This is a genomic window from Methylotenera sp. 1P/1, from assembly GCF_000384355.1.
Taxonomy (GTDB): Bacteria; Pseudomonadota; Gammaproteobacteria; order Burkholderiales; family Methylophilaceae; genus Methylophilus.
In genome coordinates, this window is the sequence record NZ_ARWC01000001.1 from 1,749,891 (window position 1) to 1,763,536 (window position 13,646).

At 46.2% G+C, this 13,646-nt stretch carries 14 protein-coding genes; 3 read left to right on the plus strand and 11 right to left on the minus strand.

Annotated features, from left to right (window positions below; translation table 11 throughout):
* The first annotated feature begins 8 nt into the window (after nucleotides 1-8).
* A complete protein-coding gene (locus A3Q3_RS0108325) occupies nucleotides 9-3,686 on the plus strand; it encodes a DUF748 domain-containing protein (RefSeq protein WP_020183130.1) in 3,678 nt (1,225 codons plus the stop codon).
* Between the two features lie 54 nt (nucleotides 3,687-3,740).
* Here the strand turns inward: A3Q3_RS0108325 and A3Q3_RS0108330 are convergent, their stop codons facing one another.
* From A3Q3_RS0108330 to A3Q3_RS0108340, 3 genes are all read right to left on the minus strand, one after another.
* Entirely contained in the window at nucleotides 3,741-3,971 is a 231-nt protein-coding gene (locus tag A3Q3_RS0108330) for a hypothetical protein (protein WP_020183131.1), read from the minus strand.
* Between the two features lie 76 nt (nucleotides 3,972-4,047).
* Nucleotides 4,048-4,590 (minus strand): formaldehyde-activating enzyme, encoded by a 543-nt coding sequence (fae, locus tag A3Q3_RS0108335; RefSeq protein WP_020183132.1) that lies wholly within the window; start codon nucleotides 4,588-4,590, stop codon nucleotides 4,048-4,050.
* Between the two features lie 93 nt (nucleotides 4,591-4,683).
* Nucleotides 4,684-5,121, minus strand: coding sequence for a GNAT family N-acetyltransferase (locus A3Q3_RS0108340; RefSeq protein WP_020183133.1), 438 nt, complete (start codon nucleotides 5,119-5,121; stop codon nucleotides 4,684-4,686).
* Nucleotides 5,122-5,216: 95 nt separating this feature from the next.
* Here A3Q3_RS0108340 and A3Q3_RS0108345 point away from each other — a divergent pair, with 95 nt between their 5' ends.
* A complete protein-coding gene (locus tag A3Q3_RS0108345; RefSeq protein ID WP_020183134.1) occupies nucleotides 5,217-5,597 on the plus strand; it encodes a DoxX family protein in 381 nt (126 codons plus the stop codon).
* An 81-nt stretch (nucleotides 5,598-5,678) separates the two neighbouring features.
* Here the strand turns inward: A3Q3_RS0108345 and A3Q3_RS0108350 are convergent, their stop codons facing one another.
* Nucleotides 5,679-6,602 (minus strand): quinoprotein relay system zinc metallohydrolase 2, encoded by a 924-nt coding sequence (locus A3Q3_RS0108350; RefSeq protein WP_020183135.1) that lies wholly within the window; start codon nucleotides 6,600-6,602, stop codon nucleotides 5,679-5,681.
* A gap of 138 nt (nucleotides 6,603-6,740) precedes the next feature.
* Here A3Q3_RS0108350 and A3Q3_RS0108355 point away from each other — a divergent pair, with 138 nt between their 5' ends.
* Nucleotides 6,741-7,337 (plus strand): cytochrome b, encoded by a 597-nt coding sequence (locus A3Q3_RS0108355; RefSeq protein ID WP_020183136.1) that lies wholly within the window; start codon nucleotides 6,741-6,743, stop codon nucleotides 7,335-7,337.
* A 262-nt stretch (nucleotides 7,338-7,599) separates the two neighbouring features.
* On the opposite strand, the gene A3Q3_RS0108360 is transcribed toward A3Q3_RS0108355, so the two are convergent.
* From A3Q3_RS0108360 to trpE, 7 genes are read right to left on the minus strand one after another with little or no spacing between them, the layout of a single operon-like run.
* Nucleotides 7,600-8,175: a hypothetical protein gene (locus A3Q3_RS0108360; protein ID WP_020183137.1), complete on the minus strand. Its 576-nt coding sequence runs from the start codon at nucleotides 8,173-8,175 to the stop codon at nucleotides 7,600-7,602.
* Entirely contained in the window at nucleotides 8,160-9,155 is a 996-nt protein-coding gene (gene hemB / locus A3Q3_RS0108365) for a porphobilinogen synthase (protein WP_020183138.1), read from the minus strand. The genes A3Q3_RS0108360 and hemB overlap by 16 nt, the downstream gene beginning before the upstream one ends.
* Before the next feature lie 9 nt (nucleotides 9,156-9,164).
* Nucleotides 9,165-9,953 carry an indole-3-glycerol phosphate synthase TrpC gene (trpC, locus tag A3Q3_RS0108370; protein ID WP_020183139.1) on the minus strand — a complete coding sequence of 263 codons (789 nt, stop codon included), beginning with the start codon at nucleotides 9,951-9,953 and terminating at the stop codon, nucleotides 9,165-9,167.
* A gap of 6 nt (nucleotides 9,954-9,959) precedes the next feature.
* Nucleotides 9,960-10,469 carry a DUF3465 domain-containing protein gene (locus tag A3Q3_RS0108375; protein WP_020183140.1) on the minus strand — a complete coding sequence of 170 codons (510 nt, stop codon included), beginning with the start codon at nucleotides 10,467-10,469 and terminating at the stop codon, nucleotides 9,960-9,962.
* Complete coding sequence (gene trpD / locus A3Q3_RS0108380; protein ID WP_020183141.1) at nucleotides 10,466-11,503, minus strand: anthranilate phosphoribosyltransferase; 1,038 nt, start codon at nucleotides 11,501-11,503, stop codon at nucleotides 10,466-10,468. Before trpD ends, A3Q3_RS0108375 begins: the two co-directional genes overlap by 4 nt.
* The gene (locus A3Q3_RS0108385) at nucleotides 11,503-12,069 is read right to left on the minus strand and encodes an aminodeoxychorismate/anthranilate synthase component II (protein ID WP_020183142.1); all 567 of its coding nucleotides are present in this window, start codon (nucleotides 12,067-12,069) and stop codon (nucleotides 11,503-11,505) included. The genes trpD and A3Q3_RS0108385 overlap by 1 nt, the downstream gene beginning before the upstream one ends.
* A gap of 2 nt (nucleotides 12,070-12,071) precedes the next feature.
* Nucleotides 12,072-13,559 (minus strand): anthranilate synthase component I, encoded by a 1,488-nt coding sequence (gene trpE / locus A3Q3_RS0108390; protein WP_020183143.1) that lies wholly within the window; start codon nucleotides 13,557-13,559, stop codon nucleotides 12,072-12,074.
* Nucleotides 13,560-13,646 lie beyond the last annotated feature (87 nt).

Genomic DNA, 13,646 nt, shown 5'->3' on the forward strand with positions numbered 1-13,646 from the left:
ACATCCATATGCTACAAACGCTTAAACAATGGCTATACAAAAAGCCCACAAAAATATTGCTGGGTGTATACATATTCTATGTGCTGTTCAGCTACATCGCCATTAACCCGCTCGCCAAGCGCCTTGTACCTTGGATTGCAGAGAAGCAGCTAGCAAGCCAAGCCAGCGTTGGGCAAGTCCGTTTCAATCCATTTATTCTGATAGCCACCATTGACCAGTTTCGCCTAAAAGACCAACAAGGTGCGCCGTTAGCTGGTTTTGATCAGCTCAAGGTAGATTTGGAGCTCAGTGGTATTTTTAACTTGGCGTGGAAGTTCAAAGAAATCAACCTGCGTGCACCGCAAGGGCTGATTGCCATTGACGGCAATGGCAAACTCAATTGGGATGATTTAATCGCCAAACTCAACGAAGACAAAAGTCCACCTAGCGATACGATGCCACGTGTGGCGATTGCGCATTTGGTGATTCAACAGGGGCAAATACGCTACAAAGACAGCCATCGTGCCAAACCATTTGTGGCAGAACTGACACCGCTTAATTTTGAATTAGATGGCTTTTCTACTTTGCCAAAAGACCGCGGCGATTATTTGATTGCAGCCAAATTTGCAAATAATGGCGGCACGCTCAAATGGAAAGGCAATATGGGCGTCAATCCGGTGGCCTCTAAAGGCGATGTTGCATTAGAAGGTATTGCACTACCCAGTTTATTACAAATCGTCAAAGACTCAGCGCTCCCCTTCAAGGTACAACAAGGGCAACTGCAAGCGCATTTTGGCTATGATTTGACCATGCCAAATGACCAGCCTAGACTTGCCCTTAACGGTATCACCGCTGAGCTGAATGCACTTGCGCTGACTCTCCATGCATCGAATACGCAAGGCACCCAAGGTACGTCTATCGCATTAGCAGAACTTACCGCCAAGCTACCGCAGCTAACATTTGCGCAACAACAGCAAACACAGCTGACATTTGAACAACTGGCTATTGAAGGTCAGCAGTTGCGTATCCAACATGGTGAACAAACCTTATTAAATGTACCCAATATTGCCATACAAAACATCGGCTTGGATTTAGCCAAACACCAAGCCACGATTGCACAAATTCAATTAAAGCAGGGTGCCATTTCTGCCAAACGCGCGCGCGATGGCAGCGTAGATTGGCAAACAGCATTTACGACGCCAGAAGAAGCCAAGCCTACAGAAACAACCACGGTTGAAACCAAAGCGGCAGAAACAACAGCGACTGAAACAACACCCAAAGAAGCCACGCCGTTTGCTGTCAATATTGCTGCTGTGCAGTTGCAAGATTGGTCACTCAATGTGGAAGATCAGACTTACACAGACCCACTCAGCCTCAACGTAGAAGATATTGATATCGGTTTTAGTGTCCATCATCCAGAAAGGCAATGGTCGATTCAGGAACTACAAACACAATTTAACGCTGTTGCACTGAAATCTACGGCCTTTAAAAAACCGGTGGCTACGCTCAAACAAATAGCGCTCTCGCAAGGTGATATCAGCATCGATAAACAGCAAGTCGCCATAGCGTCCATTGTATTGTCTGGGCTCAAAAGCGAAGTCATTCAACCCAAACAAGGTCCATTGAATTGGCTAACCCTGTTAGAGAACAAAGCTCCCAGCACCAGCGGAGCAAAACAAGATAAACAACAGACATCCTCTGATTGGGCCGTGAGTCTTGGCAAGCTGGTACTCACCAATAGCCAAATACATATTGAAGACCAAACACCAAGCAAAGCAGTACAACTGGATCTAGAAAAAATTGGCCTAGAATTACGCAACGTATCACTCAACATGAACAAAGCTGTGCCAGTCAATGCCAGCTTTAGCATTAAGCAAGGCGGCCAGTTTAGTACGCAAGGTACGCTCACGCCGGCGCCATTCAAAAGTACGTTGAATCTCAAATTAAGCAATGCTGCGTTTAGCCCTTTTGCCCCGTACATCAACCAATACGCCAAGTTGCAACTGGCCTCCGGCGCTGCAAGCGTAACCGGCAAAGTGTCTATGCAGCAACAAAAAGCCTTTGCGCTCAATTTTGATGGCGGCTTTCAGGTACGCCAGTTAGCGCTTAATGAAGAATCCAGCAACGCGCCATTTTTAACTTGGGAGCAGCTGGCGAGTGAGAATGTTGCATTCTCGCTATCCCCCAACAAGCTGCATTTGGGGGCGCTCAAAGTACAACATCCTGCCGGAAAATTTATTATTCATGAAGACAGAACGACCAATCTCAGTCGCATTTTGCGTAGTGCAGACTCAGCTGCGCCTGCGCCCATCGCAAGCCCAACAGAAAAAGCTGCTGAACCCAAAACAAACGCAGTAGCTGGCAATGCTATGCTGGCACAAGCAGCAACGGCAGTGCCAAAAACGAGTGAGTCAAAAAATAAAACCGTGCCGGTGGTTGCGCCAACTGCAAGCACGAGCAGTGAAGATAGCTTTCCTGTGACAATTGAAACCACACGCATTCAAGATGCTGAACTAGAGTTTGCCGACCTCTCACTCACCCCACAATTTGGCACCAAAATTCACTCACTGAACGGGGTCATCAATAATATTTCTACCAATCCGGAAGCCACAGCGCAGCTAGAGTTGGATGGTAAAGTGGATGAGTATGGTGCAGCGAAAATTCGTGGTGCGCTACAACCCTTTAAGGCCACAGAATATACCGATGTCAAACTGGCATTCACCAACTTGGAAATGAATAGACTCACGCCGTATTCCGGTAAATTTGCAGGCAGACGCATTGATTCGGGGAAGTTGTCGGTCGATTTGGAATACAAAATCAAACAGCGCCAATTGGCGGGTGAGAATAAATTTGTCATCAACAAACTCATTCTTGGCGAGCGCGTAGACAGTAAAGAGGCAGCAGATTTACCATTAGATTTGGCCATTGCCATTCTGGAAGACAGTGATGGCGTGATAGATCTGGACCTACCGATCTCTGGCAGCTTAGATGATCCGCAGTTTAGCTATGGCAGCATTGTGTGGAAAGCCATTAAAAATGTACTCACCAAAATCGTAACCTCGCCATTTAGAGCACTAGGGAAACTATTCGGTGGCAGTGCTGACAATCTGGATGCGATTGTGTTTGAGGCAGGAAATGCTGCGCTTGCGCCACCGGAGCAAGAAAAACTCAAGGCAGTTGGCGAAGCACTTGGCAAACGCTTAGGGTTAGCACTGTCTATTACGCCTGGCTACGATATAGCATTAGATACGCGCGCGATTCAAGAACAAACTTTACGGCGAAAAGTGGCTGAGGAAATGGGCGTTGTACTAGAGCCTGGACAAAAAGCTGGCCCCATTGATTTAACTAACCCCAAAGTACAAAAAGCGATTGATGCCCTGCACGACGATTTAACCAAGAAAGGCTTGCTGAAACGACTTGCCTCTAAGTTTGAAAAACCTGAAGCCGGGCATTATGAAACAGCACAAGAAAAACTCACCTTGAGTATCGAAGTAAAAGAAAGTGATTTACTTGCATTGGCGCAGGCCCGCGGAGAAGCCATTCAAGCATCTTTAACAAAAGCCGGGGTGGATGCGCAACGCATACATATTGCAAAAGCGACGGCACAAACCGGCAATGCAAAATCAAACGCAACGCAAACCAAACTGGGCTTGGAAGTCAATAAACAGGCACAAAAAACAGAAACCAACGAGACAAAAACACCATAGCAGTGACAATGATGAGTGCCCATAAAAAAGCCGACGTGATGTCGGCTTTTTGATTTAGTGCATTCTCGATTGTAAGATGCGGTCTGCGAGCATTTGAAAACGCGGCGATACAAACTCACGCGTTTGGTTGCCGGTATCTGCAATGTTCAGCAACTCTTCAATCGCAGATCGAAAACCCAATTCAAATAACCAGTAATCTTCTTTATTAATTTCTGATTTTTTATCAGAATTCACATCCGCACATAGGCGCTCGAACGCTTCCATACATACATTACGATCTGGCATGTTAGCCTCCCCACAACACACAATAATATTCATCATAGCAAATATTTGTGTCAGTGGGGAAATCTAGGCGATAAGACTACTTTTGATCCCAGCTATCTTCCCACATGCAGTGTTTGATTGTGTGACGGTTTGCAATCAACTCATCAATGCTAGGCTCGTCATTCAATGCACGTTTTAATGCTAACTTAATCGCATCGTAGTTGTTTTTGTATAGATCCGCTTTATCCAAATTGGCTTCTTTTGCACAGCCTGGATCAATCCACAACAAAGCAATAATACATAAATCGTTCACTTGGTCTTTAGGGATGATGCCTTCAATCACTGCATCCAAAATACCATCGGCTACACCGGCTTGCACCACACCACCAAACAATTCAATGTTGAGTGAGTCTTTTAATGTCACTTTTGGCACCATCATGCAAGCTGGGCGTACCAATTGGTTAATATCGCGCACAGCAAACATCGCGGTATGGCCTTTGGTTTGCGCCATCATGTTGGCAAATGCTGTACCTACTGGGCCATCCACTGCACCAATCAGGATTTCTGGCATGGCAGCAGTAACGTCTTTGCCTTCGCTAAATACAGTGGCTTCGCCTGCTTTAAAAATGATTTTTGACATGGTTTTTCCTTAATGAAGAATATGAAATGAAACGAGTTTGAGAGACATGAAAGCTAATCCAGCATTATACAATTTTAGGCATACAACATAAAGTCATCCCCATTTCAACACCATGTCCTTATGCCAAATGTTGGCATCAATATAGGCATCACTAGTCACCACAAACCCAGCCTTTTCATAAAACTGGATAGCATGCGTTTGCGACGACAATTGCAGCTGCGTTAGGCCCTGCGCTTTACAAATGGCAATCGCTTCCATTAATAGTGCATAGCCCACGCCCTTTCCACGCCATGCTTTCAGTACACCCATGCGGCCGACCCGACCTCTTTCTAATAAAATTCTGGCGCAACCAATCGCCTGTTGTACATCATCAAGAGCTAATAAGTGGATGGCAGATTCGTCATATTCATCCCACTCAATATATTCTGGTACAGATTGCTCAATGATAAACACTTGCTCACGCAGAGCTTTGAGCATGGCTTGTTTGGGGCTCTGCCAATGGAGTTGTTCAATATTAAACTTTGCCATCATCTCTCTAGTCTCTTAACAGTGCATGTGATTGCAATTCGCAAGCCATACAGGCATTATGCTCACTTACATTTTGTTTACATTTTATAGGGTTTTTTATGCAAAGTTATCAAACCGTCATTGCCAGAGTATTACTGGCTTTAGTGTTTTTAGGCCTCGTGCTATTGCGCTTAAGCAGCATCACGTCGAATCCCGATGGTTACTTACAATACCAAATGACATTAGGGCAATTTGGCTTGCCGGGCATCTTTGCACCGTTGTTGATTTTAGTGCAATTGGTGGGTGGCGTAGCGCTGTTGGTAGGTTTTAAAACAAAAATAGCGGCACGCGTACTGGCCGTATTGGCACTATTCTTAGCCGTAGTGCTTGGCCGTATGATTCCAGAAGTGTTCTTTTTATACTTAGGTATCGCGGGTGGCATGCTATTACTGAGCACTTACCCACAAACTGCATTCAGTGTAGATAACATCAAAAAGTAAGCTTATCCACATTATCAGCAGTCTCAAGCTGTTCATATCAACAGGTGAATTGCATCAGCACTTCACCTGTTTTTGTATCGGCTATTCCCACTCCAGCGCTGTAAAAATCGTATTCACATTCCTGCGGTTGGCAATATCAAACAGCTGCCACTTGTCTCGTTCGCTTGCAGCTGCTGTGCCCATCGTCTTTTCCATGCTATCACCTTTTTTAATGGCCGCTCGCACATCAGTCAGTACTGCGTTTAAATAACGCTGTTCGTTATCCAAGGCTTGTACCCAGTTTTTTGCCACCGGCCCATGCCCGGGTACTACTTGTTTTGCCGGATATGTTTTCAATGTATCAATCGCCGAAATTAAGCCTTTGATATCGCCCTCTACCACTGGTGTGCGCTCAATAAATAATAAATCGCCGGTAAATAATGTGGCGGTTTTGCTATCCAATACCGAGATATCGGTGTTGGTATGCGCGACCGTATACGGCACCACTCGCAAGGTTCTGTCGCCCAAATCCAAATCCACACCCTCTTTAACTGCCAATGTGGGTAGCACTTGTACGGTACCTTTGGCATCATTTCCCAAATATTGGGCATTGAGTTTGTCATAGGCCTCTTTGCGTAGCTGCATGGCAGAGGCAAGCTTGGCATGCCCTACAAACTGTGGCTTATCTTCTAAAAAAGCTGCATTTCCATAAATATGGTCAGGGTGCACATGGGTATTAATCACATACAGAATAGGCTTATCTGTGATTTGACGAATAGCGGCGCGTAACTCTTGGCCCACTTTCAAACTACCGCCAGTATCAATCACCGCCACGCCTTTGCTGCCCACCACAAAGCTTGTATTGCAGATGTCACCTTGGTAACCAGTATCAATATCCAAATGCGCTCCATGATGCACGTAGATACCATCGCCCACATTTTCTAACGAAAATGCAGGGTGGCTAACCTCTGCCTGCGCACAAGCAGCCAGTAATGATGCCAATAAATACACAAATAGACGTGTCATGCGTTTTCCTTTTTAATGATTTTACACACGGTATATTCCTGAGAATACGCTAATATTATGGGTGTTAGGCAACAAATGTGTGTGACCGCTGTCACACCAAAATAATAAGCCAAGAAAATAATATATTAGGAGTCATGCATGAATGTAAGTAATCGCTATACCAAAACCGCCATTGTGCTGCATTGGTTAATCGCAATCGCCATTTTCGCCATGTTTGCGCTGGGCTGGTATATGAGCGAGCTACCGAAAGAAGGCCCTAAACAAATGGGGTTCGATTTATTCGACTTAGGCATCTACACGTGGCAACTATCTGAAGAAGCTACCCTACGTACGTTCTACTTTAATTTACATAAATCCGTAGGCGTGACCTTATTAGCGCTGGTCATTTTCCGCCTACTGTGGCGCATTACACACAAACCACCGGCACTGCTCAGCTCCTATTCCGCCTTTGAGCGCAAACTGGCCACTGGTGCGCACCACCTGCTGTATTTACTGATGGTAGTGCTGCCTGTGAGTGGCCTATTGATGACGCTTTACAGCAAATACGGCCTTAAATGGTTTGGCTTGAATTTCCTCCCCGGCTTAGACAATAAAGATTTGCGTGATGTGTTCAAAGAATCACACGAAATCATTGGTATCGTAATCTTAGTGGTCATTGCTATCCATATCTTAGGTGCGTTGAAACATAAGTTTATTGATAAAGACACTACCTTGCAGCGCATGACTTTGAAGTAATAAGCATAACTTAACCGTACAGTGACGACCTGCATACAAAAGCCCGCAATCGCGGGCTTTTAATTTCCCCTTTGCCCCGCCTGAGGCTTGAACAGCAGGTGTAAGGTGACGAGAACTGTTTGAGTGCTGAAAACATGAGTTCCGCAGTCACCACGCAGATGCGGCGCTAAGACCGAAGGGAAAAAGCGGCAGGGGGTGCTCTTTTGTTTGGTTACTTTCTTTTGAGCAAGCAAAAGTAAAGTAACTCGCCTAGAGGCGAGACTTAATTTGATACATTGTCTCTTGGCTTGATTCTATTCAAATATTTTAGACAGGTTTCTTTATTGTAAGTGTAAACATAAAGCCCTTTATGACATCTAACACCAATTAACTCGCCTTTTGGGTCAACCTTCATCCCACAATTTTTACGTTTAGCCAACCTCTCAGGTGTATCGAAATATTCTGGTCGTTCACATACATAGGTATTGTTTTTGATTCCCATTAGCCAATATTTATCAGAGTAAATAGGAAAACCTAAAGCACTAGATAAAGTGGATGCTAATAACGGCAAGTGCCAGAGCCACTTAAACACATTAATAATGACAACTAATCTTGCAAGCCATTTCCAGTATCGGCTCCCAAGATAAAGTTTAGAAGCATTCCATACAGCAACTACAATTAGAACAAGATGAACTAACGTAATAGTTACAATGAGAACCACTTGCCAAAGTGTAGTCGCTTTTGAAGTTAAGAAATCTAGCGTTAATGCAATTAGAACGCCATATAACCAAAACGTAATAGGTAAGCCTAAGCGGCCTGAGATAAAATCTCGGAAGAATTTTCTTAAGCTTTCAACCAACGCGCCACATCCATCGCATAATACGTCAACACCCCATCCGCCCCAGCACGTTTAAAGCCCAGCATCGCCTCCAACACACAGGCTTTTTCATCCAGCCAACCATTTTGCGCAGCGGCTTTCAGCATCGCATATTCACCGCTGACATGATAAGCATAGGTCGGCACGCCAAACTCTTGTTTGACGCGACGCACAATATCTAAATACGGCATGCCCGGTTTCACCATCACCATGTCCGCGCCTTCTTCAATATCCAGCGCCACTTCTTTAATGGCTTCGTCCGAATTGGCTGGATCCATTTGGTAGTTGTATTTGTTGCCTTTGCCTAGATTGGCAGAAGAGCCTACGGCATCTCTAAATGGGCCATAAAAGGCAGACGCATATTTGGCAGAGTAAGCGAGGATGCGCGTATAGATATAGCCAGCTTCTTCCATCGCATCACGGATTGCACCAATACGGCCATCCATCATGTCCGAAGGGGCTACGACATCTGCACCGGCTTCTGCGTGACAAAGCGCTTGCTTCACCAGCACTTCTACCGTCTCATCATTGAGTACGTAACCCGTATCATCAATTAAGCCATCTTGGCCATGCGTGGTGTATGGGTCTAAAGCGACATCGGTAATCACGCCCAATTCTGGAAAGGCCTGTTTCAAGGCTTTCACTGTGCGCGGTACCAGCCCGTTAGGGTTATACGCTTCTTTGGCATCTAAACTTTTAAATTCCTGTGGCACCACCGGGAAAATGGCGAGGGCTGGAATACCTAAATTGACACACTCTTGTGCGGTCTTGAGCAATACATCAATACTTTGGCGTTGGACACCCGGCATTGAGCTGACCTCTTCGGTACGCTGCTCACCTTCCAGCACAAAGACTGGGTAAATGAGATCATTGGTAGTGAGTACATGCTCTCGCATTAAGCGCCGCGAAAACTCATCTTTACGCATACGGCGTGGGCGAATAGCTAAGAATTGATTACTCATAGTTACCTCTTAAGCAAACACTTTAGAAAGTTCAGCGCCAGGATCTTCCTGACGCATAAATGCCTCGCCTACCAAAAACGTATGCACCTGATGTTTGCGCATAAGTGCCACATCATCATGTGTGAAAATACCAGATTCTGTCACCACAATCTTGTCTTGCGAAATACGGTCAAGCAAACCAAGTGTGGTATCCAATGTCACCTCAAAAGTACGTAAGTTACGGTTGTTGATACCGAGTAATGGTGTGGTCAGTTGCAAGGCCAAATCCAACTCTTCGCCATTATGCACTTCTACCAATACAGCCATGCCAAGCGCATGTGCAACGGTTTCCAACTCTTGCATTTTAGGCAGGGTGAGTGCGGCAGCAATCAATAAAATACAATCTGCACCCATCGCGCGCGCTTCGTACACTTGGTAGGCATCTATCATAAAATCTTTGCGCAACACGGGTAACGCACAGGCCGCACGTGCCTGCTTAAGATAGTCTGCCGAGCCTTGAAAGTATTGCTCATCGGTCAGCACAGATAAGCATGCTGCGCCGCCCAATTCATAGCTTTGAGCAATGTCTGCTGGCTTAAAATCCGCACGAATCACACCTTTGGAAGGGCTGGCTTTTTTGATTTCTGCAATCACAGCCGATTGCCCAGCCGCAATTTTTTGACGGATACTGCCCACAAAATCACGCGTTGGCGCTTGTTCAGCTGCAAATTGTTGAATGGCTTCCAAGCTAATTTTGGCTTTGGCTGCGGCCACTTCAATTGCTTTGGTGGCTAAAATTTTATTTAAGATATCGCTCATGTTCTGTTACTCAAATGTGTTTCCTTGATGTTTAATCCAACCACCTTGGTGCTGCCCTTTGGGGTCACGATGTGTCCAATGCATCACACCACCCTTAGGATTAAATACATATTCACCTTTAAATTCAATGCTGTCGCCCACTTTTAACGCATCAATCCTCGGTGATAAATCAATATTATGTGCAAACAACAATGTCTGCGTTGCATTGATGCGCACCAAAAACTTTTGATGGCGTGCGCCGCGATTATCGTCCGGCAGTAATTTAGTCACTTCACCAGTGCCTTGCACCCACACATTACTTTGCTTTTGTGCAAAGGCCTGCTTAACAGCCGTATTGTCTTGCAGCGCAAGACCAGCAGATAGCGGTTTTAGGTCTAGCGTTTTAACCTGCGATTTTACTTCGATTGCTGATTGTGACGGATTGTTCTCGGCATCCTGCTGCGGCGTTTGCAGGCACGCTACTAAACTCATGGACAGTAGCAAAATTGATGCTGCAATCAACGGGTGGCGCTTCATGCTGCCTGACTCAATGCCTTTAGCTGTTGCAGTTTGTTCAGGGCAGCGCCAGAGTCTAGAGCATGCGCCGCTTGTGTTATCCCTGTCTGCAAATCACCCGCAAGGCCAGACACATAAATAGCTGCGCCCGCATTCAATAGCACAATGTCACGCGCCGGTCCGGTCTCACCAGATAGCAGCCCGAGAATAATCTCGCTGGAATGCTGCGCACTTTCCACACGGATGCTATTGATATCATGCAACGGCATGCCAAACTGCCTAGGGTTGAGTGTGTATTCATGCACTTCGCCATTTTTAAGTTCGGCAACGTAAGTATCTGCTGAAAAGGAGATTTCATCCATTTCATCGGCGCTGTGTACCACCATCACATGCTCACTGCCCAGTTTCTGCAATGTCTGCGCCAGCAAAGGCACCAAATCACGGTGGAATACCCCCATGACTTGTCGCTTGGCACCAGCAGGATTGGTCATCGGCCCTAATAGATTAAACATGGTACGTACGCCAAGCTCACGCCGCACAGGTGCTGCATACTTCATGGCAGCGTGATGATTGGGGGCAAACATAAAGCCAATACCCGCCTCATTCACACAACGTGCAACCTGTTCTGGCGTTAGGCTAATGTTGACACCCAGTGCCTCAAGCACATCTGCCGACCCACTTTTGGAAGATGCTGCACGCCCGCCATGCTTGGCGATTCTGGCACCTGCGCCAGCCGCCACAAATGCAGAAGCTGTAGACACATTAAACGCTTTGTTGGGTGCGCCACCAGTGCCACAGGTATCAATCAGGTGGCGCGTATCAGTGACCTCAACCTTGCTGGAAAGCTCGCGCATCACTTGCGCAGCCGCAGCAATCTCGGTCACGGTTTCGCCTTTTACGCGCAATGCAGAAAGAAAGCCGGCAATCTGTATCTGGGTAAATTCCCCACCCATGATTTGCTGCATGATTTCCAGCATTTCCTCATGGGTGAAATCGGCATGGTCAATCAGCCGTTGCAATGCCAACTTAGGCGTTATGCTCACTGTCATACTCATTAGTACGCTTTCAGGAAGTTATCCAGCAACGCATGGCCATGCTCAGTCAAGATAGACTCAGGATGAAATTGCACGCCCTCTACCGGCAAGGTTTTATGACGCACGCCCATAATTTCATCATCTTCGGTCCATGCCGTGATTTCTAAACAATCAGGAATGGTCTCACGCTCAATCACTAATGAATGGTAGCGTGTGGCCGTGTAAGGGTTAGGTAAGTCGCGGAATACGCCCACATTCTCGTGATGAATCAATGAGGTTTTACCGTGCATTAAGGTTTTTGCTTTGATAATCTTGCCGCCAAACGCTTGCCCAATACTCTGATGACCCAAGCACACGCCCAGTAACGGAATCTTGCCAGCAAACTCATGAATCAGCGGTACCGAAATACCGGCTTCATTGGGCGTGCAAGGGCCTGGAGAAATGACAATATGGCGCGGTTTTAATTTCGCAACGGTATCTAAATCAATTTCATCATTGCGGTACACCTGCACATCTTGGCCAAGCTCGCCAAAATACTGCACCAAGTTATAAGTAAATGAATCGTAGTTATCTATCATGAGCAACATGATTATGCCCCTTTACTATCTAGACCAGCTTGGACTAATTCAGCAGCACGAATCACTGCTTTCGCTTTATTTTGGGTCTCTTCCCATTCCGATTGCGGTACAGAATCTGCCACAATACCAGCACCGGCCTGCACATAGAGCATTTGGTCTTTAATCACAGCGGTACGGATCGCGATCGCTACATCCATATCACCATTAAAACCTAAATAGCCTACCGCGCCTGCATAGATGCCGCGCTTGCTTGGCTCCAGCTCATCTATGATTTCCATGGCTCTGACCTTGGGTGCGCCTGACACGGTACCCGCCGGGAATGTGGCTTTGAGTACATCAATCGCATCAAAACCAGGTTTGAGCTTGCCTTCTACATTGCTGACAATATGCATTACATGCGAGTAACGCTCAATCATCATATTGTCTGTCACCTTCACCGTGCCCACTTGCGCCACACGACCGACATCATTGCGCCCCAAATCCATCAGTTGCACATGCTCTGCACGCTCCTTCGGGTCTGCCAACAGTTCTGTTGCAAGGGCTATATCCGCTTCACGCGTTTTACCACGTGGGCGCGTGCCGGCAATCGGGCGTGATGTCACAGTATCATGCTCCAAACGCACCAAAATCTCTGGCGAAGCGCCCACCACATGATGATCGCCCATATCGTAATAGAACATATAAGGAGATGGATTTAAACTGCGCAAAGCACGGTAAAGTGAAAGCGGTGGCGCAGCAAACGATTGCGACATGCGTTGGCTCAACACCACTTGCATAATATCGCCTTCTAAAATATAGGCTTGCGCTTTTTTCACTGCCGCTTTAAATGCCTCTTCACCAAACTCTGAGGCGGCCTCTGTTTTAGGCAAAGGCAGCGATTCTGGAATCGCGACTGTTTTACGTAACATGCCCAGCAATGACTGAATACGTACACATGCATTGCTGTAGGCATCGGCTTCATCTGGATTAGCATATACAATAAAATAGAGCTTGCTGCTTAAATTATCGATAACAGCTATTTCTTCGGACACCATCAACAGCACATCAGGCACGCCCACAGCATCTGGCTTATTGGTATTGGCTAAGCGTTTTTCGATATAACGGATGGTTTCATAACCAAAATACCCTGCCAAACCGCCAGTAAATCTTGGCAGACCTTCGTAAGGTGGCGTTTTAAAACGTGCTTGGTAGGCTTTGACGAAATCCAGCGGGTTGACATCATCATGGGTTTCAATCACTTGTGTATGTTGGATCACTTGCAGTTGCTGCCCATTGGCAACAATTCTGGTTTTGGCAGGCAAGCCGATAATGGAGTAGCGCCCAAAGCGCTCGCCGCCTTGCACGCTTTCTAATAAATAAGAAAAAGGCTGATTGGCTAATTTAAGATACAGGGATAACGGCGTGTCTAAATCGGCAAAGGTTTCAAGCATCAGCGGTATGCGGTTATAGCCTTGTGCCGCTAAGGCATTAAATTCTGACTGGGAAATCGTGGTTAACATGGTTCTACACTTTCTACATAATTTTCTATTTTGGTCGCCCATCACAACCCGGTGCGATGGATAAGTCTGATGACTACACAGACATGA